The organism is Lacrimispora sphenoides (assembly GCF_900105215.1).
GTDB lineage: Bacteria > Bacillota > Clostridia > Lachnospirales > Lachnospiraceae > Lacrimispora > Lacrimispora sphenoides_A.
This window is the reverse complement of record NZ_FOIP01000001.1, coordinates 3,365,994-3,389,716: the sequence shown is the minus strand read 5'-3', so window position 1 is coordinate 3,389,716 and position 23,723 is coordinate 3,365,994. Positions and strand designations below refer to the sequence as shown.

Here is a 23,723-nt window from a genome sequence, read left to right as displayed (position 1 = left end):
ATACTTATAGAAAAAAGGTACCCGTTGCAGCCTTGAGCTTATCTACTTGCATTTACTTATTACTCCAATGGGTTACCAACCAATTTAATGACTCCTGCAAAGATGCAACTGTTTTTGTTTCAATCACACACCTGCAATGTTTGCGCCTGGCAATATTAAGCTTTTCAAGTAAATTAATATTTCCTTCACCGAGAATTAGGTGATAATTTTTCTGTATTACTGACAGTTCTCCCATTTATTATAAGCGAAATCCAGTTCTTTTTCCATAGTTTCTTTTTTTAAGAATAGTTCCTGTAAATATTCGAAATTGGAATTATTATTATTTATCTCTTGTTCCAAGGCTTTTAATGCAGCTTCTATGGCTTCAATCTCATTCTCAAGAATATCTGACTTTTGCGTATTCAACTTCCTGGATTTGTTATCCGTTCTGCTGTGTTGATTCACTTCTACCCCAATGGAAGGCTTATTTTCATATGGCTTTTGGGGCTGTTCCTTCTTATAACGCTTATCATCTTCATAAACCTTTAACAGGTTGCTTAGATCCCTAGCCTTTTCGTTTGGCTGGTCCTCAAATTTTCCCGCCTTTTGATATTCTTCCTGATAATACGTATAATCTCCCGGATAAGTAATAAGATGGTTATTTTCTAATGACATGATTTTACCTGCAACTTTATTTATAAAATACCGGTCATGGGATACAAATAACAGGGTTCCTTCAAATGCGGTTAAAGTTTCCTCCAGCACTTCCCTGGAATCAATATCCAAGTGATTGGTAGGCTCATCCAGAATCATAAAATTCACTTTTTCAAAGGTTAAAGAACATAACCTTAACCGGCTCTTCTCCCCACCGGATAAGAATCTTATTTTCTTATGAACATCGTCTTTAAAGAATAATACTCTTGCTAGCTGGTTTCTGGCAGCTTCATAAGTAATATTGTGAAGACCAGAAAAGTACTCAAGTATGGTCTGGTCTTCATCTTCAAAAACAACCTGTTGAGGCAGATAACCGATTTTAACCTGAGCACCAATTTTTACCGTACCGTAATCTGGTTTTAATTCTCCTAATATCAGCTTAAGCAGGGTAGATTTGCCGCAGCCGTTTTTCCCGATAATGCAGGCACTATCCTGATAATAAACTTTCATATCAATGTCTTTTAGTAATACCGTATCACCAAAACTTTTACTTAAGTGTTTGGTTTCTAATACCATTTTTCCGGAACGGTTTGCGCTATCCTGATTAAGGCGCACCTTCCTGCCTTCAAGGACCGGTTTATCCAATACTTCAATCTTTTCCAGACGTTTTTCCAATTCTTTTGCCCGTTTAAACATCGTTTCACTGTCTCTCATATTTCCCCAGATACGGTAACGCTCAATCTGTTTTTCCATCTGTTCGATCTTTTTCTGCTGGTTGATATAATTCCTATAGTCAATTAAGAACCGTCTCTCTTTTTCCAGTACATAATAACTATAATTCCCCATGTAAATATTAGCCCGGCTAAACTCTAACTCCACGATTTTCATAGCAACATTATCCAGAAAATATCTGTCATGGGATATAATCAGAACAGAACCTTTATAATCCTTTAAAAAGCCCTCCAGCCATTCTGTGGTTTCTAAGTCCAAATGGTTGGTAGGTTCGTCAAGAAGCAGAATATCTGGCTCCTCAAGAAGTATCTTCGCCAAAATCACTCTGGTTTTTTCTCCGCCGCTTAAACTGTGAAATGGCAGTTGCTTTAAAATATCATTAATTTTAAGTCCCTCTGTAATCTTGTTAATCTTCGTTTCCAGCTCATATCCTCCGGCTATCTCATACTCCTCCGTGAGCCGTCCGTAACTTAACAGTGCTTTTTCAAGCTTCTCACCCGAAGAAGTCTGAAACACCCCTTCAAGCTCTGATAACCGTCTCTTCAAATCAAAGACTTTTTGAAAAGCCATGCGGATTACATCAATCGCTCTGGTATCCTCACTGTAAACAGGTATCTGATTTAAATACCCTACCTTAATCCCTTTACGAAGATTTACCTCTCCTGCCTGATAATCTTCTGAAACCTCCTCCCCATACGAAGCTTCCCCAACCTGCACTTGCCCGGTATCCTCAAACCACCCTTGTAAATTTAAGTTACTTTCCTTAAACCTGCCCATAATAATCTTCATAATTGTAGTCTTCCCACACCCATTCTTACCAATTAACCCAATCCTCTCCCCAGTTTTCACCTCAAAGCATATCGTTTCAAATATCTTGTTCGCTCCATAAAATTTCGTTAAATTATTAATGCTTAATTCTATCATGACTCTACCTGACCTTTCTTATAATTAAACTCTGACTTTACCCTTTACTTAAAAATGAACGAAAAAAAGCCCAAAGCCAATAAGCTTTGGGTTGCTAATTTTTAATTATCACCGTAATAACAAATGATATTAATCTGAATACTCCAAAATCCTTATATGGTTAACTTTGAATCTATTAAATTTGGACGCACTTCTAGCCTTAACTTGAAATATTGCGATCATAATAGATTCCAATTTTACCCATTTAAGTATCGAGTTCATATTTGTTATTACCTTTCCTAGTTTAAAAATACTATATTTCCTTTATAATAAGCGAAAACACATTTCCCGTCAAGGTGTTTTTCTGGTTTTTTCTGTTCTATACATGGGGGGCAATATATGGTACTAATAAAACAAATATAAAGCAAAAGTCTATTAAGATACTCCATATTCCCCCACGCTTAATTCTCCAATGACTCACCGTGATACTATTTCTGTTGTTTGAACTAACCATTCCGAGTTTGAAATTAATAAACGGAATACTATAATCCTTGAAGCCAATTTTCACAAAGTTTTGGCCAGATTGCTACCGTAGGTTCATCCTCACCTAATCCTAAACCATGGGGACCTTGGGAGAATATATGTAAATCAAATGGTAGATTTAGCTCATTTAGCGCTTGAGCAAAAAGTAAGTTTTGACGCTGAAAATTCCAGTGATCGGTCGCTGTAATCCATAGAAAAGTCGGTGGTGTCTTCGCTGTAACATATTTATGATTTGAAGTAAAGTCTATAAATTCATCCACTGTAATATCTTTTGTTAATAGAGAATCTGGCGGCAATTTTTCCTTAGAAAATGGGGATGTCTCAGCATAACATAAAATGATCGCATTAAGTTTAGAACTCGTTTGATCAATCGGATCGTTAAAATCTGGTTCTCCCAAAAGCATCGACATAATTTGCGCATTTCGGCTATCCGGTTCTGTAATTCCATTATCAAAACGAGTTCCTACAAAAGCAGTGAGATAACCGCCAGCTGAAAATCCTATCATGCCGATCCGTTCCGGATCAATATTAAATTCTAGGGCATGATACCGAATATACCTAACCGCTCGTACTGCATCTTTGGTTGACGTAAATGGAGTAAAAGGAGCAACCCGATAATTTAAAACAAAAGCATTTATTCCTATTTGATTTAGCCATTTTGCAATTGGTTTTCCTTCATTAGACGCTCTAATTTGAAATGATCCGCCCGGGCAAACAATAATTGCAGGGCGGGGTTTCTCCCCTTTTAATAAATAAGGGGTTAGGGTAGGTAACCCTTCGTTATTCAAGTCCCCATTAGTAGAAATTAAGTCGGCATCAGGAACATTTTTTTTCCAAAGTTTTATATCATTTAATCCCAAGATATTATCCTCCCATTTTAATCTGCGACTCGGATGACCCCGGCTTTTCGCGATATATCATATAACGGTCTACATTGCCGATGTGACTTAAAGCTGTATAAGGCTTCATGCAGTTCAAGCAAGGTATGCTTTTTATTTCCATATTATTCTCCAATCTACACAACTTTATCTCTAATTGATGTTAATTAATTTATTTTCTATTCTAACCTTTTAAGTAACCTATTTTACCACAGGTATCACTTCCCATATTTTTGATAAGAAAATTATACCACCTGGTAGATGCAATCAGATACCTCAAAAATCATTGAGAAATAAGAATGAGCCAAGATTAAAAGAGAATGTGCCATTTCGAATTTTTTCCACAGTACAAATATAAAAAGCATCTTTGATTACTTCAAAGTTCCCCGCTGTTAGATATTTCCTCCCAAACTCCACAGTTACGTTAATATGTGTGCACAGAGGTCATACACATATTTTCATAAAATAATAAAAACTTAAAAAAACAGACTCCCAGAACATTCTGTAAAAATTCTGGGAGTCAATACTTCTTCAATCGGCCTGCCACATAGAGAAAACTCCAACTACTGTTGTGGTAAATACGGTAAGTTTATGCTCTGTATCCAGAAGAACCATATAACAAAAGCCTGCCCTCTGTGAAAGGACAGACCCTGTATGATTTTGCAGCCAGATTATCATAGTGCAGGAAGCACCTTAGATTCTTACTTTGTGCCCCCACCCTTTGATGGATTTGCCCTTGATTCAATTATTGTGCTGTAGCTATAAGTATAACTATGCCACCTTCTTCATCTCACAGGATTGGCAATTGCATTCCTTTTAGTCCGCAACTTCGGCTGTCCCTTCGGACTTATCGACCGTGAAATCCATTGGCTTATATCCATTGGCATGAAGCTGAAGCTTAAATGTCAAGCCGTTGTACGAAGTGCCATATAGCCCGTTCGGATTGCCAAGGTAATGTCCTGACTCGGATACCTTGTTATCAAAATGAATGGTCTTATTTTCCCCGGCGCCAACTGTCAAACCCTCCAATTTCACATAATAGCCTTCGGCTTTGTTCGTTTCTTTTTTATCGGTAATGGTAATATAGACCTCAAACTTATCTAGCACTTTGGTGCTGGTATTCTTCATGGTGATTTCAAGATGATCCGGGGCGTCTTTTTTATCGGCACCGACATTATCTTCCACACGTATATCTTTTATTTCGATTGGCAAGGCGATGGTGCTGGTCTCTTTGATCGGATTTTCGGTAAAGAGTGGATTCTGGTCGTCTTTGTCACTTATTCCATTTCCGTTGGTGTCTGAAGCATAGGGGTTTGTACCTAACACTTTCTCTGCGGCATCCGGAACTCCGTCGCCGTCAGTATCCTTCTCGTTTCCCGCTGTGGATGGATTTGTGTTCTGAGCATTTGATGCCTTTGGTGTGTCGGATGCACTTGGCACGTTTGATGTGTTTTTGCTGCATCCGGCCAGAGCCAACACGGTGCAAAGTATACACAAGGGTAATAAATAGAATTTCTTCTTCATGGGGAATCCTCCTGTTTATTCTTCAAATATATCTTCACGCCTAAGAAGTATCATAGTCGCGCAAAGCCACAATATAATACATGGAGCCAAAAGCGCGGCAACATCAAACCATTTGATAGCCACAACTTCCAACGCTGTATTCTTGTCAAATCCCGGTTTTACATTCAAAAGTGCAAAACCGGAACGTTCGTAATGCTTTGTAGGCGAACATTCCTCAATTCCATCCCGGATCGTTTCATAAAACTTAAAGCGATCCAGTACCTTTTGAGAATCTGCCTTGTTCATGCCCATAGAGGCAAAAAAGCCTCCGGGAAGCTGATTATCCATATCCATCGTATCGCCAATCTGCGGAAAGATGAACGAAATAATCAGCCAAATCATCACAGTAATCAATAGCGCCTTATTTCCATCTCGGACGAGTATCGCCATAAAGATGCCGAGCAAGAGGAAAAATGCCATGTATAGAAACGAGATTATGAAAAACAAGCCTTGCCTCGCTATATCGTCGGCTGTTATGGGGGCATGACTGATTATAACCACAGCCAACAGTGTAATTACAAATGAAAACACGGATATCAGCATCAACAGAACAAGATTTCCAATCACCTTACCGTTCAGAAAACCGTCCCGATAAATCTGACGGGATAGGATAAGGCGTATGGTTCCTCCCCGCCGCTCCTTGACGATGGAGGCGTTACCCAACACAATCGCCATCAACGCACCCAAAAGCCCGATATAATTTGCAAAATTCTTTGAGGCCGAAAGCGGGTTAAAAGACGGCGGTGGTGGCAGTTCTGTCTTCCCTAAACTTTTCAGAATACTAATCGACTGGTTATAGCTTTCCACATTAATTTTTACCTGAATGGAGCCTAGCACCACTGATACGATAATCAGAAGAAGCAGCATGGAAAGCAAGGTGATAAATAGTTTGTTGAGAAACGCATCTGTCATTTCTTTTTTTGCTAATATAAACATAAGCCTACCTCCTTCCATGCTTTTTGAAATATACAAGTGCAACCATTGCTACAACCACGACACCGGCGGTAATAACCCACAAATAACGTATATCAGTAGAAACCGCAGCGGGTATCACAAGTGAATTGCTCTCCAAGTCTTCATTCTGACAGACCAGCTTTATTTCATGGGTGCCGGCGTTTTGTGAGGGAGGTGCTGCTAATGTTAAAACAAACGACCCCGATTCACCAGGCCGTAAATCTAAATTTTCCGGCTTCATACTTTCGACAACCCATTTATACGGAAGCTCCACTTTAGGACGAATACCGGAAACCTGGGATGCCCCTGTGTTTTCCACCTTAACTGTGAGGGAAACAGATTTCCCATTTGTCACCCGGAGCGTATTTGTTTCACAGGATAGAGTAAGCGGAGTTTCAGGGCCGGCGGCAAAAGCACTTCCGGCAGAACCTATCAGCAAAGCAATCATAATCCCGCATATCATGCGAATTTTATTCCTCATAGCACACCCTCCTTCTTTACTGTCAATGCTGACAGGCAAAAAGGAAGCACACCCATGCTCAGGATATACAGAAACTGTCCGATTTGTTTTGCAAAAGCCGTCCCCGCACTGATTAACGCACTTTCGGAATGAACTTGCAGCAAATCGTCCCCGATGTGTTTGAATTGGACAGCAGGCGAAAACCAATCAATGAGTCTTGAAATGGCTGTATCATCGGGTATTTGTGTGACGGTTCCAGCAACATTATTGACTGCAAACGCAAAGTTGCGTTGTGTCTCCGCAAGTTGCGGAATAACAAAGCTAATGCAGGTCCATGCCGCCATCATCACAAGGAAACTGAATGTCCGATTCCGGGAATGGATGGAGGCCAAAAAAGAAAACATATAAAAACCGATCATGTACAGAAATGCAGTGATCATAAACAAGATAAGACGCAGAATTTCGTTTGTGTTCGGGAACAGCCCTGTAAATACCGCGAACAAAAGCAGATTAAAGATAAAAGCAGCCAAGAGTAAGGCTCCAATCATAAATCCCGCACCAAGAAGCTTCCCTGCAATAAATTCAAATCTAGAGATGGGTCGTGCGAAGATTACACGCAGCGTTCCGCCCTCCCGTTCGCCGGAAAAAGCATCAAAGCCTAAAAAAATCGCAAGTACCGCACCAATCATAACGATATACTCCGTCATGTTGTGAAGAATTTCCAGTGGGAAAATTAGCGGTGCTTCCGGAACTTCCGCTCCTTGTGCGTTCGCTGCCGCAACGATATCCCCATAAGCCTTAAGTTCTGCATTTTTAGTCGTTGAACCGACATACACCGAAACAATGGACATGGCAAGAAAAAGAATCACCATCAAGAGAAGGACTCTATCCTTGAAGGCTGCGGTAAATTCCTTTTTAGCAATCACAAGCACCTTGTTCAATGTACACCACCCCCTGACTCAATGCGGAAGTAAATTTCCTCCAGTGATTTGCAGTCGCTGAATTTTTGCTCCAAATTTTGCAAAGTGTCGGAAATTAGCAGCTTGCCGTGGCTGAGGATTCCTATATCAGTACATAGTTTTGTTACCTCCGACAGCAGATGCGTATTCATAAAAATAGTAGCACCCCACTCGGCATTGACTTTCAGCAGAATATTACGAATATCGAGCGTACCCTGCGGGTCAAGCCCGGAGGTCGGTTCATCTAAAAACAGAAGCTTGGGTTTATGAAGAATTGCCTGTGCGATGCCGACCCTCTGCCGCATTCCTTTTGACAAAGTTTTTACCTTTTGATTTGCCCATTCGGTAAAGTTTAAAAGCTCCAAAACCTCATCGATGTTTTTATCGATATTTGAAACACCAGACAATTCTCCAAAAAAGCGCAGGTTTTGTCGTGTGGTCAACTCTCCGTACAGCCTGACATTTTCCGGCAGATACCCGATTAAATTCCTCACCTTGAGATTGTCTTTCTGAATATCCAGCCCATCAATGGTCGCACGTCCTGATGTGGGCAGCAGCAAAGTTGTAAGCATTGAGAGCGTCGTTGTTTTACCCGCTCCGTTATGCCCTAAAAAACCAAAAATCACACCCTGTTTTACCGTGAAGCTGATGTTGTCAACTGCGGTAAATGTCTTATACTGTTTTGTCAAATTCTCTACGTTTAACATAGCGCACCTCCTAAGAACAGTAGATGGGAAAGCTGTACAACTTCCCGCCTGCCGTTATTACTAATTAGATTCGTCGTTTTCCTCATTGTCGTTACAAGTTCCTTTTTCATTCTATCTATCCAAAATGAAAATTCCATGAGAATGCACGATAGATTTGCATGAGAATAAAAACCACGAAATACTAACCATCACTTTAATTGTGCGAGAGACTCGTCGAGCGCCGATTTACACGCCCCCGCATCCGGATTGGAAGCTCGTAATTCACTAAGGACAGCATCAATCCCGGTGTCCGCCTCTTTCCATCTTCCCTGATCCGCTGCTTTCATGGATGCAGCCGCATTATCCCATGCAATTTCCAAATCCTTGACACGCGCCTTGCCTCCAGCTAAATCGCCTTTTTCAACAAGTATCTGAACATCCTCCTCGATTATTCGGAAGCTGGACAAATCTGCCCAGGGATCAGATGAACTGTCGGCGAGGCTTGCGTGACGAATAGAATAGCCCGTTCCCGAAAGTATGATGATTAACCCTACGACAACAACTGTTTGTAGCATTGTGTGGGACCGCCTTGGTTCTGTTTTCGGCTGTGTCCCTTTTTGTGACAAATCCTTCTTCGTGATGGTCAGGAATATTACCGTTGCGAGGATAGCGGCAAGGAAAATAACACTTGTAATCGTAGCCCCAAGACCGAGTCCTCCATTTGCCTTGGATTGTGATAAGAAATCACCCAGCGAAGCACCCAAGGGTCGTGTCATGATATAAATCATCCAGAAGCTCAGCACGGGATCAATCCCTGCCCGCCAAGCAATCGCCACACAGATGATACAAGCGCAGATGATAAGACCTGTTGTCAAATATCCCAGACCAAGCCCTTCCGCCATTAAATCACCGCTAGCTGTGCCCAGAGCGAATGTGAACAAAATAGCCAGCCAATAAAACGCTTCCCTACGCACGGTATAAACCGAATGGATGGACAAATCTTTCTCACTGAAATACCATACGACAAAAGTCAGTGCCAAACAAACACTGAATAAAATGGTGGAAAACTCAAGCGGGACACCCATGCCGTCAGTCAGGTTATCCGTTACAAGCGTTCCGAATATGCTGATGTGAACTACAGTAAGCCAGTAAATCCCCGGTGTATATTTTGTAGTCCGAAATTGCAAAAACAGTACAATCAAAAATAAGATGCCCATAACAATGGATGTGCCAACAAGCCCCATCCCAAGATTGACATTCAGAAAGTCGGATGCGGTTTCTCCAACTGTTGTACATAAGACCTTGATAATCCAGAAAAAAATAGTTACCGCAGGCACCTTGCTTATCATTGATTTGGTTTTCTCGTTCATTTTATTTCCTCCAGTTCACTAGTAAATCGTTAGGTTTCATAAATAAGGGTACTCTAGAAAAATGAAAATCTGATGAGAAATGAATTTTTCTCATCAGATTTTCATTTTTTTGCTATAATATATATGTAGAATGGAGGTTGGTAACGATGCGTCTTTTATTGATTGAGGACGATGCTTCTTTGCGGGACATTATTGCAAAAAGGCTGAAAGCGGAGGGCTATACGGTAGATTCCTGTACCGATGGCGAAAGTGGCTATGACTATGCCTCCGGGCTTGAATATGACTGTGTGATTCTTGATATTATGCTACCAAAATTAAGCGGGCTTGAAGTATTAAAAAGACTACGCTCAGAAGGAAATAAATCAAATATTCTTTTGCTTACCGCGAAGGACAGCATTGAAGACCGCGTGGCGGGATTGAATGCGGGGGCGGACGATTATCTGGTCAAGCCCTTTGCGTTCGAGGAGCTACTCGCTCGTATACGCACCATCATGCGCCGTACGGGGGAGAGTCGGGACAATCTGCTAGCCCTGGAGGATTTATTAATGGATGTGAACGAACATTCCGTTACCCGCGCCGGAAAGCGAATTGAGCTGACCTCTAAGGAATATGCCCTGCTGGAATATCTCATGCGCAATCAGGGGCGTGTACTTACCCGGACACAGCTTTCCGATCATGTATGGAACAATGAGTTTGAATATGATTCCAACATCGTGGATGTGTATATCCGTTACCTGAGAAATAAAATTGATAAAGCATACGGACTAAAACTCCTCCAAACAATACGGGGAGTTGGATACTCATTGAGGTGCAAGGAATGAAAAAGCTGAAAATTCGCACAAAAATGATGTTGTGGTATACCCTGCTCACTGGTGTGTTGTTAGCCATTTTCCTCCCGGTATTATATCACACCATAGCTGCGACCTTGCTCGACAGTGAAAAGAACAACATTAGAGCTACCATGTCAGTCGCTGAGTCTGCCATCGAATTTGATAACGGTCACTTGTCCATAGGAGATGAATTAAAAACACCTGCAAATACGTTCATTATTATTTGGGACAAAAGCGGTCAAGTAATTCATGCAAACACGCAGAAAAATCTATTTTATACAATTCAATTTACGGAGGGAAACCTTTACCGAATTTATTACAACGATGAAGATTGGTTGGTGCTTGATAAGACAATTCAGGAGAATAATCATGTTGTAAAAATCCGAATTTGTGGCTCTCTTGACAAGATGGAAACAGTCCTGCAACAAACACTGTTCCTGATGTTGGTTATAATCCCACTCTTTTTCTTCATTACGATAATCGGTGGGTTATTCATTGCAAAACGGGCATTGTTTCCTGTCAGCGAAATCACCGATTTGGCCAGCGCAATTGGGCACGGTGATCTGTCAAAACGGATCACCGGCATAGAGAGTATGGATGAAGTAGGCGAACTGGCTGACACTTTCAATGAAATGTTGGATTCGCTGGAAAAATCTTTTGAAAAAGAAAAACGCTTTTCGTCCGACTCTTCCCATGAACTACGAACGCCGGTAGCGGTTATCATGGCAAACGCAGAGGCGATATTGGCCACAACACAAGATGCCGACACAAGTAGTGCCGCGGGCGTCATATTGTCGGAAAGCCATCGAATGAGCACGGTAATTTCTCAGCTTCTAATGCTTACCAGAGGCATTGAGGGGAAATACCAGATACAACTCGAAGAAGTATCTCTGCCGGTTGTGACGGATGCCGTATTGGAACAGCTTCAGGAAGAAGCCGCAAGCAAGGAAATCTCACTTGTCAACGAAACTGCGGATGTTACGGTGCAAGCTGATCAAAGCCTCATTACTCAGATGATGTTAAATCTGGTTAGCAACGCAATCAAATACGGCAAACCGGGAGGCCATGTTAGGGTAAACGCAGAGCAAGAGGGTGACTGCTGCCTTATTTCTGTTTCGGATGATGGTATCGGTATTATGCCGGAGGAGCTGCCTTTTATCTTTGACCGGTTTTACCGCGCCGACAAGTCCCGTGACCGCAGCGGAAGCGGGCTTGGGCTATCAATTGTTAAATGGATTGTAGATGTGCATGGATGGAAGATTGAAGCGGAAAGCACACCAGACCAAGGCTCGATATTTCTGATACGGATGTAAAGTTGAAATATGCACTACGTTGTGTAGTAACGATGTAGTACCAGGAAGTTTATTTCTCAGGGGTGGTATTCCAATCAATCCCACCCCCACCATTTGTTTGACAAAGATTCAAAAGAAAAGACGTGAAAGTATCCTCTCACGTCAAAATATATTCCCATTTGTAATTCTGTAAATCCTCTATTTATCAGGTGTTTTCCGTTGCAACAGGACTATGGATTCCATATGTGTTGAGGGTGTGATAATGATTTCTGGAAGGCGTAGTTGTACCTTGGCGGCAGCATTATGATTCACCAAAAGACTTCCGTTGTATGTACTAGCTAATATCTCTGAATCAAAATACTATTTTATTGGTTCTAACTCTCTTAAACGTAATTGAGATACTCTATCCTCACCATTTGAGATAACTGAAAAAATCAGGCGATCTTTTCTTTAAACATTACTGAAAACCTTTATGAGAAACTTCCTCCTTATAACATTCTAAAATAAAGGCTTTGTAAGTATAGACAAATTTCATTGGTTCACTATTTACATCTAAATCTGGCACCCCCTTTTCAGTGGCAGCAAAAGCGATACTGGCACGTCTATCGCAAAAACAGGTTTCTATTGTTACATCGTTTGCGCTAACTCTAGAGAACTCTACAATCACTTCTGATTTCTCACCTTCAATGGGTATGGTGAGTGGTTATCTCCTTTTATCCATAGTATACACATGGCAGTCAGGCCAAACAAGCAATAAAATGACTATATTATATTGCATTGCATAAGCATTTCACAATTATACTTACGTAATATTATCATTTAAACTTGCAACTAATAATTTGTAATCTCCAAAACCGAATTTATCGATTTCTGCCCTTATATCATCTATAGACTTTTTATACTCTGAGCTTAACATAATTAATTCTACAATTAATTTCCTCGCATAATTTTGAGCATTTATCTCATTCTCATTCTTTTTATTCGTAAGCGTCAAATAAGTCGGTGTGTATTTTTTTACTTTTAGTTGTGAGATAATAGCTCTAATTCTAAAAGTCTTAAGGAACTTAAGTACCTTAAGGGATTGGAGATTTATCTATGGATAGCTTAACAGTAGCGACTCATTCCCAAAAACTTAGCCTTTGGATAGAGCGGATTCAAAAATGCAGGGCAAGCAATCAGAAAGTGTCTGATTGGTGTACCGCTCATGATGTCAGTATAAAATCCTATTATTACTGGCTTCGCAAAATCAAGCATGAAGCGTTTGATACGATTCCTGCTGAAAGAAAACCTAAAGTTTCAACAGTTGTCTCCCATCCCTCCATGTTTGCTGAAGTTCCGTATGCAGTTGCCAAATCCAGCTCATCAACCGCTGTCATCATCAGACTTGGAAATATGACTCTGGAAATTCAAAATGGGGCAAACCAGGAAACAATCGAAAATACTCTTCGTACCATTAGGCATCTATGTTAGGCGACATTTCAAAGGCAGAACATATCTATCTTGCCTGCGGTTATACGGATATGCGCAAATCCATTGATAGCCTGTCCGCCATTGTACAACAGAACTTCAAACTTGATCCTTTTTCCAACAGCCTGTTTTTGTTCTGTGGCCGTAAATGCAACCGCATCAAAGCTCTCTTCTGGGAGGGCGATGGTTTTGTCTTACTTTATAAGAGACTTGAGAATGGAACTTTCCAGTGGCCCAGGACACAGGCTGAAGTGAGGCTAATATCGGGGCAGGAGTTCCGGTGGCTCATGGAAGGGCTGTCCATCAACCAACCAAAAGCAGTGAAAAAATCCTATCCAGAAATGATTATATAAAGTGCCGAAAAGTGCCGTATTTACTGGATTTTACGGCGCTTTTATGGTATAATTATGACAGTTAAAAAGCAAAGGGACTGTCATCAATGGCGCATAACAATCAGGTTGAAAATCTCGAAAACCGCATCGCTGAGTTAGAAAAAGAAAACCTTCTTCTTCACGAAAAGGTTGTTTTTCTGACCAGAAAACTTTATGGCAGGACTACGGAGCAGACATCATCTCTTGGACTCGAGGGACAGATGTCTCTTTTTGATGAAGCTGAAACCTCCTCGGACCCGAAGGCGGCAGAGCCAGATTTGAAAGATGTTGCGTCTTATCGCCGCCGCAAACACAAAGGGCAAAAAGAAGAACTGTTGAAGGATCTCCCCCATGAAAAGAAACTTTGTACTCTTGCGGAAGAAGACCGCTTCTGCGAAACCTGCGGCACTCCACTTGAATCTGTTGGGGAGGAATTCGTCCGTACTGAAATTGAATTTATTCCTGCTAAAGTGCGTGTCATCGATTATTACCGTGAGACCTTTGAATGCAGAAAGTGCCGTAAGGAGGGAAAAGAATACATGGAGAAATCTCCAATGCCTTATCCGGTAATCCAACACTCTTATGCTTCCCCCGGAGCGGTTGCATGGGTCATTCATCAAAAGTATGAACTTGCTGTTCCTTTATACCGTCAGGAAAAGGAATGGGAAAGCCTCGGAGTAGCCTTAAGCCGTGCAACGATGTCAAACTGGATTCTTACCAGTTATCGGGACTGGCTTTCCCCGGTTGTTGGACTCCTTCATAAAAAACTATTAGAGCAGCAATACCTTCACATAGATGAAACACCCGTACAGGTCATGAATGAACCAAATCGAAAGAATACAACGGATTCTTATATGTGGGTATACTGCTCTATCAAAGGCTTTGAGCAGCCAATTCGCCAGTTCGTATATCAACCAGGGCGAAGCGGAAAATATCCTCAGGAATATCTGGAGGGATACCATGGATTCATTCATACCGATGCTTACAAAGGATATGAAAAAGTATCTGGTATTATCCGGTGCATCTGCTGGACCCATCTACGGAGATACTTTGTTGAAACTCTCCCCAAAGATGTAGACAGCCCAGAAGCAACCATTCCAGCTCAGGCAGTCAAATATATCAACCAACTTTTTGAGATTGAGAAAAAACTGGAAATCCTATCCCCCGTAGGGCGGAAAGAACAGCGTCTACTACAGGAAAAACCTGTACTGGATGCCTTTTGGTCATGGGTAAAAGAAATCTCACCTAAAGTACTTCCGAGTTCCAAACTGGGCAAAGCCTTTCAGTACGCGAATAACCAAAAAGATGGACTGTTGAATTATCTTCTTGATGGTAACTGCAGCATATCAAACAATCTGGCGGAGAACAGCATCCGGCCATTTACAATCGGCCGCAAGAACTGGCTGTTCTCAGGAAGTCCCAAAGGGGCAGAAGCAAGTGCAGGTATTTATACTTTAATTGAAACCGCCAAAGCCAATGGATTAAATCCATGGAAGTATATCCAATTCATTCTCAGCGATATTCCCGGAACTGCATTTCTTGAATATCCAGAATATCTGGAAGAATATATGCCATGGGATCCAATGGTTCAAAAACTTTGTCGCTAACAGACAACCTTCAATTATAAACAGAGGTTGTCTGTTTTTCTATACACCAACTTATTTGACGCTTACTTTTATTCTCTTCTCCATCATGAAGAAACCTAGATCTAGCGTTATATAATTTTTTCACGTTATTGTATATCTCTTTAGAGTTTTCCCTCGAATTTCCTAGCAATACTGCAATACTTCTTGATAATCTATAACTTAATTTAGTATTACCATTAATAAACATTTCTAAAATTGTTACATGCAAGATGAATTTTATATCAAAAGAAGGCGTTCTTCTTGATGTCATCCACAAATCAATCATTCTATCAATTATCTTTTTATTTTTGTCAATTTTCTTATATAGTTCATAAAATTCTTCTAGTTTTAATATTTCGTTATCTTCTAAATTAAACTCCGGCCAATCATTCAAGCTATAATAAAAGCCTGTTCCATCGCAGCTGTTTCTGAAACCAATGAATCTCTTGCTCCCTGTATTTCCCCAAGGGTGAAGATTATGTTGTCAATCTCCTCCTTGTTTATTTGTTGTCCTGCTTGCATGGCTGATGGAAGCAGTATTTTATGCCCTTCATCGAAAATAACTGCAGAATAATTTGGAAGTATCGGCAATTGTCCATTCGCTAATCGTTCTTCCCTTGTCCATAAGTCATTAAAAAATGTTTCATGATCTACAATAATTAAATCTCTCGCAAGTATATAATATTCTCTTGCTTTAACAAGTTTGCAATATCCACGGTTCATGCAAATATCACACGACATAGACTCATTCCAACCAATCCTCTTCCAAATACGATCTGGTACGGTAGATATTTCTGAGCGTTCACCTAAATTTGTTTTATTTAACCACTGATTAATCTCATCCGACATCATATCGAATTCTTCTAAATTTTCATTTACTCGAACATCGCATATATACTGACGTGAGTCTTTTGCCATCCTAGCATCTATCTCTAATCCAAGTAACCTAGAAAGGGTTTTAATATCCCCCGCGTCACCAGCAAGTTGTTCTTGAAGTGCTGTACTAGCACACGCAATCACTACAGGTTTTCCACTAAACCTAGCATAGGGAATTGCTGATAATAAATAAGCGAATGTTTTGCCTGTTCCAAGTCCTGCTTCCGCTAAGTGAACTTTTTTGCTGCAAACAGCATCAGCTATCTGAAAAGCTGTAAATATTTGTTCGTCGCGAACTTCGTATCCAAGCTCAGGAAGGATATCATACAAAACGTCACCAATCCATTCAACTAATTTAACTTGAAAATCTTCTCTATTACTATAATCAAAGGGCTCTTTTACCCTTGTGTTAATTGTACACAATGCACACATGTTTCTTTTTCTCCTATAATGCTAAACTTATACCTTTTTGTATTACTACCCGCTTTAACGAACTTATTCCTCTATCCCCCCTGTTAAAAGGAGATAGAGGATTATTTTTTTTAACACTATTGGGATATTTTCTTAGTTCTTTCTGAATCAGTCCCGATATTCTTATGTCTCTGTTGAACTTTTCCGACACCAATCTTTTTTTCACCATAGAAGAAATTACTTTGAGATTTCTTCTCCTCTAATAATTGTTTCATTTTATCCATATCTTTCATTGACATTTTATATTCCTCCATTTAATTATTAATTCAACTTTTTACATTTGCTTAGAAAGTAGACATACCGTCTCCACATGCCTTGTTGCTGCAATTCTGATGGTGAAAAGGCGCAAAACGCCCTTGGTGGGAGATTATGATAACTTTTGTACATCAGTCTGTTTTAGTAGCAGTTAGTTTGCTATCTAGTCCCAAATCAGCAATCGCATTATTGATATAGTGTATTGCCCTATCATCATGGCTTTTGAATTGTGGCATTAACAAATGAAACAATGTAATTGGATTTATCACTTCCCCCGTGACATCTGCTTTCACCTGTGTCATCAGAAGAGGAAGTAGATAATAGACCTCAATAGTGATAAGGCCGTTAATTGGATTTCTCACAAGGGTCTCAAATCTATCAAGGATTTTGATTGCATCATTTGAGCCATAGGCAATAATTTGTTCTTTTATTTTTACTTGAAGCTCATCTTGCTTTATCTTTGACTGTTCAAACTCTTCTCTTGATACATCATCAAGCGTATTTGGCCCAAGAAAAATTCCGGCGGCAACATTACTGGAGGATGTACAAAACTGTGCAACGTCTAGAGGAAGTTGACTTGTTTGGTCTAATGCCATTTGTTGTTTTGCTTCCACAATCGAATGTTTAATGTTTTCAAAAAATTGAAAAATAGAGATGCCTATTGTAATTATGACCAGAATGGTTCCAATAATATCTATTAAGTTGTCAGTTGTAATTTTAGTAAGATTCATGACAGCATCAAATCTTTTCTTTTTTTCTTAGCAGACATATACTCTCCACATGCCTTGTTGCTGTGATTCTGATGGCCGTCGAGCCTGGCACCCCCTTGACGTCAGGATACATTTCTGAAATCTTGCTCCTTTGCAAACCATTTTTGAGATTCAATACCCTCTTCCGCACTTACAATCCAAAGCATAATATTCCTTCGAATGATTTATTCGGTACAATTTGACTCGGCGTTATTCCTAATCTTGTGTTCAGTCTTGCTCCCCGACTTAATAATACGCTATAATTTTCATCTTCAAGAATACGCTCTTTTAGCCTTATACTAAAATCATCAAAAACGAATTTCTTTATTCTGTTTACTAAAGTGTTCCTCAATTAATTGGTCTGTTACAGCATTTCCCTGCTCACAATGGGAGTATTTCATAATCAATTCTTCGATTATCCTCGTGAACTTGATTATAATTATCCAATGCTGACTGTAACGCAGTTACATCTGAAGCTTTTTTCAAGTGAATATACAAATCTACTTTTGCGCGACTACATGCAACATAGTACATTCTCGTAAATTCCTCTGCATTCTCCTCATTAAGAAGTTGCGGGTTTAAAAACATACTGGTTAACGTAGTATTATCTCTATCCCTACGGCTATTGGGTTCAAGACTTACAATAACCTTTTCCCATTCACGTCCTTTCGCTTGATGGACGGTCATATAGCGGCTATCTTCAGAAAAAACTTCTGTAAAGAGCTTATGCGCTGTGTACCAACTGAGCAAAGAAACATTAGTTTTAATTTCATCTCTATCTTCATCGTCAAAAATCGGAACGGTAAATTGTTCCCCACCAATAACCGATACAAGATCGGTATACTTTTCTTCGTTTAGTTGAGAACTGAATCCATTGATTATATCAACGGTCAAATCTTCTACAGAAAGATCCCCAAACACTTCATCTGTCAACCACTTTAATTGCGTAAGGATTTTTGGTGTTAATTTCTTCGTGTCAAAGTCTGTTATGAGTGCAAGTGCAGCGATTACTTCAACAAACGCACCCGTTTTATACCCATTCCAGAGTCTGAAAATAAATTTGAAAGCCCGCACCCAAGTTACATAGTTATGTTCGACAATATCGCTTCGTATATCAATCGGTGAAGTATAATAGGCATTATAAATTGCTTTTAAATATCTCTCTTGTTCTCCGTTTATGTCCTGGATATAGGAAAATGCTGCTGCCCAAGTGCGGGTAAGCACTACAGCACCATCAGCAATTGCGGAGTTTATCAGTTGCTTGGCAGCCGCGTCTTCACCAGAAATAATATGGATTTTCGTCTTCTCTGCCGATTGCTTTTCCTTATCACTGTTATAGCACTTTTCGCTATTCTGAGTGACAGTTGAATCCGCTTTGCGCAGAAAATTACATAGATTAACTACATTAGCGGTTGATCGTCTGTTACCGCTAATTGCGTATTCGCTTGAAGCCCGATTACCATCTATATTTAGGGCTAAAAACTGCGATGGCCTTGCCCCTTGAAAGCTATATATGGACTGTGCAACATCACCAATCGTTCCAATAACGGTTGACTTGCTTCCTATTAACTTGATTAGCAAAGTCTGCAGAGGGTTTGTATCCTGAAACTCATCAACAAAAATGAATGGGAACTTGACTCTTGTAGCATAAAGGGCAGTATGGTTGTTCTGAAGTATACGATAGCCAAAGTAAAGGATTTCATTATGAGTCAGCTTTCTTACCTTCGACCAAGTATATTGCTTTATAGGAATGATGTGATTATTATTAATCTGCCTTGATGCCCGTAATTTTGCCGCTTTGTCAGCAAGGTATGCCGCAAGGTCGACCTCAACTTCACCTAATATTTTCTTACTGTAAGACAGTTCTTCGGTATCTCCGACCGCTGATTTTATGAACTCAAATATATCTGTTTTATCGATGCCATGCAGGATTCCCATTCCTTCGACTTGTGACGTAATCTTACTTTTTCCATTTACGGTAATGCCAAAGTCCTCCTGCATAATTTGTCGCAAATCTTCTTGGAACGGCTTGATGATATGCTCAATAATAAACCCATGAATTGTATAGGCTTCAACAGATGAAGAAAACCTATCAAGACGATGCTTAATTTCATCAACTGCCGCATTGGTGTAGGTAATACAAAGAACCTTCCTTGCTCTGCTTTGCACAACAAGGGGATAAGTAGTAACAATATTCTTAACATTTTCCACGAGAAAATGTGTTTTTCCTGCACCCGGTCCGGCATATATCTTGATATGACTATCTAGCTGTTCCGGAGTTAGCAAATCACTTGAATTTATTCCGATAGACATAGCCATTTCACCCCCTCCTGTATGTAAGCGGGAACGGTTAACTCCCTCGTCAATCCTTCATCCACAAGTATATCAAGAGCAACATCACCTTTACACCCCTTAGCATAATGTAAAAATAAGTTGGCAAAAAACAAGTTCTCATACTCAGTCTTGTGAGCAGTATCGTCCTGAATCGCTTGCTTATATGCATCCAGTCGTTTCTTTACAAGAGGTTGTGAGCGTGCGTCTAATTCAGGTAAGTGTGTTTCCCACTTTGCAAAGTCAAACCCATGTTCATCAACAAAATCAGATATAACCTGACTTGCTGGCAGCTTAAAAATCTTTAATAAAATCTCTGGATTATCAAAGTTGCTAAGTAGCAACTCATCCTCAAATGTGCGTCCACCAATCGACTGTGTTGATATATGAAAATTATCAATCGGAAAGCGGTTCTCAAGTTTCTGTATATGTTCAGGCACGGTCGTCTGATATGCCTCAATTTTTTCTGCCTTGCCGTCTGCAATCCACTTAAAATCACAGTCAGTTATACACAGAACTTTTTTATTAACAGCGTTTCCATTAAACAACTCCACAAAATGCTCGAAATGCTTACCACCAATTTCAACCACGGCGATATGCTCATCTTCGTAAGAGCAGCCACACTTCTCCATAAACAAGGGCATTAAAAGCCTCTCTGCGATGCCTTCAACCAGTATCACCTTATCAGCAAACAGCATATCTGAACGGGTGACATCAAGAAATTTCGTTAAGTGCTTTTTGGCTTTCTCTTTATGCTTTTCTGCACCCTCACTGTCAGTAAACTGCACAGAAAGGCTCTGTTCTTTACAATCAGCACAATCGCCATCCCTATCATAGGCAATCATAAACATATTATCTATGCCTGCTACAGCTGAAATGTTGCTTGAATGCGTAGTAACAAATATCTGCTGATTCAGGCTGTTTTCTTGATCTAACTGACGCAGATATTTGAATAGCTTGTATTGCAAAGCGGGATGCAAATGTGCTTCGGGTTCTTCAAGGAGTAAAATTCGAAAGTCCCTGCCCGGACGGATTTCCGTCAGTTTTATCAGCATATAAATATTAATCAGATTATTATAGCCCAATCCGTTATAAGCAAGCGGAACAATATAATCAGCCTTGGTATCCCTTACTTCTGTGATGTATGAATCTCCCACGGATACATTTGGACGAAGATTTTGAGAAATGGACACATTGCCACGCGACAGTCCAATATCATTATTTTCGCCCTCAAATAACTTTTCTAACTTATCTAATACAGATTGAAGAATGGCTTTCATGTCGATGGCTACAGAATCTCGCAACTCTGCAATCGCAGTAGCATTTCCCTGATCTTTTGCAAAGGCATCAATTTCACGCTTGGTCTCCTTGTGGACATCATCACTGGTTCGTTCCGCACCAATAAAGCGAATATCAAATATTTCGGTAGCGGCCTTCTTATCAGCAGCGGTATTACTGGATGCGTTGTAATAAGACCACGAATAGCTATTCTCAAACGATTTTAGAATGGTCATATATTTTCCAAAGTCATTATCAGCTATCTTGGAAACTTCCCTCTTATAATCGCTAAGAGCCTTTTCATCAAGAGTGCAAACGGCTTTGATGATAGCGGTAATATTGTAATTTGTTGTCCCATCAGCTTCCTGTTGAAATTCAGTAAGTTCGTTCATGCCCAAGAATGGCAACAATCTGATAATGCTTTCATCCTCTGTATCTTCCTCCGAAATAGTATGACAAATGGTATATTCAATCGCAATCTGCGGAGCGTCCTCGCGATATTTTGTTCCAAATTCGAGTAATTCATTTTTATTGAAATCATCGGCACAAACAGAAGGCTCACGCAACAATTTCACAGCAGTAAGCAGCCCTGTCTTGCCAGAGTTGTTCGCGCCGATTATGACATTAAGTCCCTTATGAAACTTCATGGTAAAATCCTTATAATTCCGATAGTTCTTTATTGAAACCCTCTGTATATACATTGACTAACCTCCACTCTATTTTGTTAAATTCGTATTTTATAATACATAGTAAATCTTATAAATTGACCAACTAACATAAATCATAGTAAAATTATAAATCCTCGAATTGTTATGCCTCTATTTTACTTTACAATTAGTGCATAATATCTATGTGATTTTTTATTTTCCATTCTACTTTTTTTCAACAAATAGACCAAGCAAAATTTTAGATAATTCAGTTAATCACAAAAGTTCTCTTCCACCTCTTTTGCTAAATTAATATAAGCCTGCTTTACTTTTCGTATTTTACATGATTCAATTAAAATACCTCTTTCCCAAGTAACTTCTACCATTTTATTAATTCTAGGTATTATTGTGGTGAACTCACTTATCACTATATTTTCCTTCTGAAGTACATTTATAGTTTTGGTAAATATGCGCTGCAAATCCTCATTTAATTTTCCTTTTCCAATAAAATGTCCAATTGAATTAAGCAGCCAAATATTTTTTACCCTTTTTTCATTTTTAACAATATTGGCAACATTCTTAACACCATTAATAGATTGAATATTATCTCCCAATGGAATAATAATGTTATCTGCTAAATTAAGAATCTCTATTTGGTTAAATCCGTCGTTGCCTCTTCCGCAATCTATAATTATAAAATCATATATTTTCTGATTTATTATTTCGCTTAATATCCCATCCCAATTTGATTTACCGTATTGCAGCTCTTGCATTAGGCGGAACTCTTTCATCTCTTTATTATATATAAAATCCACTTCACATGGGGTTTGGTGAACACATGTTTGTTCGTATACAAAAACTCTATCTTCATTTTCTTCATGTAAGCCTAAAATATATTGTGCATTATCCAAAGAACCCAGGCTTATACAAAGTACTTTTTTATTCAGAACCTTTCTTAGTGCATATGATAATCCACCTGCTACTGTAGACTTTCCTACTCCACCTGCCGGATTTACAATAGCAATAATACCTGAGTATAATCCTTTTTCAGTTTCTTCTTTCAAAATATTTTGCAACTTCAAGTGCTTTTCTATTTCTTTATTAACATTCTTTACGTCTGGATTATTCATGTCAGTAACCAAACTCAAGAATTCATCTATTGAAGATTGAATACTTTGAATCTCTTTTAATTTATTGATAACAGAAATAGCATTTTCCATTTTAAGTTGCCTAATTTGGCGTTTTAAGGAACAATATTCGTTTTCCCAATATTTAATATATAAAATTTTTCCTGTCGTTTCATAAATATCAATTGTATATAAAACAGGAAATATCCTATTCTGATAATTCTTTTCTTTCATTAATTCCATTACTTCATACATACAATTAAAAGATTTTAAATAATTTTCCGTGATAATCAATATTGCATATTCCATATTTCGAATAGTTTTCATATATTCACGAATACTTTTCCAACTACTTATTTCTCTTATATCTCTTTTTATAGTAATATTTGTATTTCTAAAATGAAAATCTATCTCATCAGCATATCGACTATCCTTTTGACAATATGATAGAAAAACAGAAATCATAATTTGCTTCTCCTATGTACATATCTCTATAGTTTTTATCTAATATAAATCAAAATATATTCTTATAAATATATCAAATGTGTATTCCTATCACATCTAAGACAACATCATCTAAGTTCTATGTTTTTTTAAAATTTACACATACCTATTCAAACAAATTTCCTCCCATCGCCTACACTTTTCTTATTAATTCCGCGTTCAATTATTAACATGCCTTTCTTATCTTGCTGTTAAAATATTATAACAAAGTTAATAAAT

General features: G+C 39.2%; 21 protein-coding genes and 1 riboswitch. Of the genes, 5 read left to right on the top strand and 16 right to left on the bottom strand.

All coding sequences use genetic code 11. From position 1 onward, the window contains the following. Nucleotides 1-216 precede the first annotated feature (216 nt). The 8 genes from abc-f to BMW45_RS15600 form a co-directional block, all read right to left on the bottom strand. Complete coding sequence (gene abc-f, locus BMW45_RS15635) at nt 217-2,289, bottom strand: ribosomal protection-like ABC-F family protein (RefSeq protein ID WP_092245489.1); 2,073 nt, start codon at nt 2,287-2,289, stop codon at nt 217-219. A 521-nt stretch (nt 2,290-2,810) separates the two neighbouring features. Then, nucleotides 2,811-3,671 (bottom strand): alpha/beta hydrolase, encoded by an 861-nt coding sequence (locus BMW45_RS15630; RefSeq protein WP_092245486.1) that lies wholly within the window; start codon nt 3,669-3,671, stop codon nt 2,811-2,813. 676 nt (nt 3,672-4,347) lie between these two features. Further along, a riboswitch (cyclic di-GMP riboswitch) is annotated at nt 4,348-4,434 on the bottom strand. A 71-nt stretch (nt 4,435-4,505) separates the two neighbouring features. Then, the gene (locus tag BMW45_RS15625) at nt 4,506-5,213 is read right to left on the bottom strand and encodes a thrombospondin type 3 repeat-containing protein (RefSeq protein WP_092245483.1); all 708 of its coding nucleotides are present in this window, start codon (nt 5,211-5,213) and stop codon (nt 4,506-4,508) included. A 15-nt stretch (nt 5,214-5,228) separates the two neighbouring features. Continuing rightward, a complete protein-coding gene (locus tag BMW45_RS15620) occupies nt 5,229-6,188 on the bottom strand; it encodes an ABC transporter permease (RefSeq protein WP_166433375.1) in 960 nt (319 codons plus the stop codon). Nucleotides 6,189-6,192: 4 nt separating this feature from the next. Next, nucleotides 6,193-6,687, bottom strand: a complete 495-nt coding sequence (locus BMW45_RS15615) for a COG1470 family protein (protein ID WP_092245478.1) — start codon at nt 6,685-6,687, stop codon at nt 6,193-6,195. Next, complete coding sequence (locus tag BMW45_RS15610) at nt 6,684-7,598, bottom strand: ABC transporter permease (RefSeq protein WP_242883119.1); 915 nt, start codon at nt 7,596-7,598, stop codon at nt 6,684-6,686. The genes BMW45_RS15615 and BMW45_RS15610 overlap by 4 nt, the downstream gene beginning before the upstream one ends. 5 nt (nt 7,599-7,603) lie before the next feature. After that, nucleotides 7,604-8,332, bottom strand: coding sequence for an ABC transporter ATP-binding protein (locus BMW45_RS15605; protein ID WP_092245472.1), 729 nt, complete (start codon nt 8,330-8,332; stop codon nt 7,604-7,606). 188 nt (nt 8,333-8,520) lie between these two features. Next, nucleotides 8,521-9,681 carry a COG4705 family protein gene (locus tag BMW45_RS15600; RefSeq protein ID WP_092245469.1) on the bottom strand — a complete coding sequence of 387 codons (1,161 nt, stop codon included), beginning with the start codon at nt 9,679-9,681 and terminating at the stop codon, nt 8,521-8,523. 146 nt (nt 9,682-9,827) lie between these two features. Between BMW45_RS15600 and BMW45_RS15595 the strand changes: the two genes are divergently transcribed. Beyond that, nucleotides 9,828-10,502 carry a response regulator transcription factor gene (locus BMW45_RS15595; protein WP_092245466.1) on the top strand — a complete coding sequence of 225 codons (675 nt, stop codon included), beginning with the start codon at nt 9,828-9,830 and terminating at the stop codon, nt 10,500-10,502. Next, a complete protein-coding gene (locus BMW45_RS15590; RefSeq protein ID WP_092245462.1) occupies nt 10,499-11,824 on the top strand; it encodes a sensor histidine kinase in 1,326 nt (441 codons plus the stop codon). The genes BMW45_RS15595 and BMW45_RS15590 overlap by 4 nt, the downstream gene beginning before the upstream one ends. 436 nt (nt 11,825-12,260) lie before the next feature. Here the strand turns inward: BMW45_RS15590 and BMW45_RS15585 are convergent, their stop codons facing one another. Then, nucleotides 12,261-12,470 carry a hypothetical protein gene (locus BMW45_RS15585; protein WP_092245460.1) on the bottom strand — a complete coding sequence of 70 codons (210 nt, stop codon included), beginning with the start codon at nt 12,468-12,470 and terminating at the stop codon, nt 12,261-12,263. 428 nt (nt 12,471-12,898) lie between these two features. Here BMW45_RS15585 and tnpA point away from each other — a divergent pair, with 428 nt between their 5' ends. The 3 genes from tnpA to tnpC all read left to right on the top strand — a co-directional run bounded on the left by tnpA (nt 12,899) and on the right by tnpC (nt 15,248). After that, on the top strand, nt 12,899-13,273 hold the full coding sequence (gene tnpA / locus BMW45_RS15580; RefSeq protein WP_092242820.1) for an IS66 family insertion sequence element accessory protein TnpA: 375 nt from the start codon (nt 12,899-12,901) through the stop codon (nt 13,271-13,273). Next, the gene (gene tnpB, locus BMW45_RS15575) at nt 13,267-13,623 is read left to right on the top strand and encodes an IS66 family insertion sequence element accessory protein TnpB (protein ID WP_092241062.1); all 357 of its coding nucleotides are present in this window, start codon (nt 13,267-13,269) and stop codon (nt 13,621-13,623) included. The genes tnpA and tnpB overlap by 7 nt, the downstream gene beginning before the upstream one ends. 86 nt (nt 13,624-13,709) lie before the next feature. Beyond that, on the top strand, nt 13,710-15,248 hold the full coding sequence (gene tnpC / locus BMW45_RS15570; protein WP_092242818.1) for an IS66 family transposase: 1,539 nt from the start codon (nt 13,710-13,712) through the stop codon (nt 15,246-15,248). A gap of 10 nt (nt 15,249-15,258) precedes the next feature. Here the strand turns inward: tnpC and BMW45_RS15565 are convergent, their stop codons facing one another. From BMW45_RS15565 to BMW45_RS15540, 7 genes are all read right to left on the bottom strand, one after another. Beyond that, nucleotides 15,259-15,660, bottom strand: coding sequence for a HEPN domain-containing protein (locus BMW45_RS15565; protein WP_092245457.1), 402 nt, complete (start codon nt 15,658-15,660; stop codon nt 15,259-15,261). Continuing rightward, entirely contained in the window at nt 15,657-16,574 is a 918-nt protein-coding gene (locus BMW45_RS15560) for an ATP-dependent DNA helicase (protein ID WP_242883050.1), read from the bottom strand. The genes BMW45_RS15565 and BMW45_RS15560 overlap by 4 nt, the downstream gene beginning before the upstream one ends. 116 nt (nt 16,575-16,690) lie before the next feature. Continuing rightward, nucleotides 16,691-16,852 (bottom strand): hypothetical protein, encoded by a 162-nt coding sequence (locus BMW45_RS27910; protein WP_166433374.1) that lies wholly within the window; start codon nt 16,850-16,852, stop codon nt 16,691-16,693. 147 nt (nt 16,853-16,999) lie between these two features. Further along, nucleotides 17,000-17,599: a hypothetical protein gene (locus BMW45_RS15555; RefSeq protein ID WP_092245453.1), complete on the bottom strand. Its 600-nt coding sequence runs from the start codon at nt 17,597-17,599 to the stop codon at nt 17,000-17,002. A gap of 399 nt (nt 17,600-17,998) precedes the next feature. Next, nucleotides 17,999-19,936, bottom strand: coding sequence for a UvrD-helicase domain-containing protein (locus BMW45_RS15550; protein WP_207649075.1), 1,938 nt, complete (start codon nt 19,934-19,936; stop codon nt 17,999-18,001). Then, nucleotides 19,915-21,927, bottom strand: coding sequence for an ATP-dependent nuclease (locus BMW45_RS15545; protein ID WP_092245450.1), 2,013 nt, complete (start codon nt 21,925-21,927; stop codon nt 19,915-19,917). Before BMW45_RS15545 ends, BMW45_RS15550 begins: the two co-directional genes overlap by 22 nt. A 218-nt stretch (nt 21,928-22,145) precedes the next feature. Beyond that, nucleotides 22,146-23,465, bottom strand: a complete 1,320-nt coding sequence (locus BMW45_RS15540; RefSeq protein WP_092245447.1) for an AAA family ATPase — start codon at nt 23,463-23,465, stop codon at nt 22,146-22,148. Nucleotides 23,466-23,723 lie beyond the last annotated feature (258 nt).

Bases quoted from the DNA above. Each gene is read 5' to 3' on its own strand.
- abc-f (WP_092245489.1), bottom strand. From the start codon at position 2,289: ATGATAGAATTAAGCATTAATAATTTAACGAAATTTTATGGAGCGAAC.
- BMW45_RS15625 (WP_092245483.1), bottom strand. From the start codon at position 5,213: ATGAAGAAGAAATTCTATTTATTACCCTTGTGTATACTTTGCACCGTG.
- BMW45_RS15620 (WP_166433375.1), bottom strand. From the start codon at position 6,188: ATGTTTATATTAGCAAAAAAAGAAATGACAGATGCGTTTCTCAACAAA.
- BMW45_RS15615 (WP_092245478.1), bottom strand. From the start codon at position 6,687: ATGAGGAATAAAATTCGCATGATATGCGGGATTATGATTGCTTTGCTG.
- BMW45_RS15605 (WP_092245472.1), bottom strand. From the start codon at position 8,332: ATGTTAAACGTAGAGAATTTGACAAAACAGTATAAGACATTTACCGCA.
- BMW45_RS15600 (WP_092245469.1), bottom strand. From the start codon at position 9,681: ATGAACGAGAAAACCAAATCAATGATAAGCAAGGTGCCTGCGGTAACT.
- BMW45_RS15595 (WP_092245466.1), top strand. From the start codon at position 9,828: ATGCGTCTTTTATTGATTGAGGACGATGCTTCTTTGCGGGACATTATT.
- BMW45_RS15590 (WP_092245462.1), top strand. From the start codon at position 10,499: ATGAAAAAGCTGAAAATTCGCACAAAAATGATGTTGTGGTATACCCTG.
- tnpA (WP_092242820.1), top strand. From the start codon at position 12,899: ATGGATAGCTTAACAGTAGCGACTCATTCCCAAAAACTTAGCCTTTGG.
- tnpB (WP_092241062.1), top strand. From the start codon at position 13,267: ATGTTAGGCGACATTTCAAAGGCAGAACATATCTATCTTGCCTGCGGT.
- tnpC (WP_092242818.1), top strand. From the start codon at position 13,710: ATGGCGCATAACAATCAGGTTGAAAATCTCGAAAACCGCATCGCTGAG.
- BMW45_RS15560 (WP_242883050.1), bottom strand. From the start codon at position 16,574: ATGTGTGCATTGTGTACAATTAACACAAGGGTAAAAGAGCCCTTTGAT.
- BMW45_RS27910 (WP_166433374.1), bottom strand. From the start codon at position 16,852: ATGTCAATGAAAGATATGGATAAAATGAAACAATTATTAGAGGAGAAG.
- BMW45_RS15555 (WP_092245453.1), bottom strand. From the start codon at position 17,599: ATGAATCTTACTAAAATTACAACTGACAACTTAATAGATATTATTGGA.
- BMW45_RS15550 (WP_207649075.1), bottom strand. From the start codon at position 19,936: ATGGCTATGTCTATCGGAATAAATTCAAGTGATTTGCTAACTCCGGAA.
- BMW45_RS15545 (WP_092245450.1), bottom strand. From the start codon at position 21,927: ATGTATATACAGAGGGTTTCAATAAAGAACTATCGGAATTATAAGGAT.
- BMW45_RS15540 (WP_092245447.1), bottom strand. From the start codon at position 23,465: ATGATTTCTGTTTTTCTATCATATTGTCAAAAGGATAGTCGATATGCT.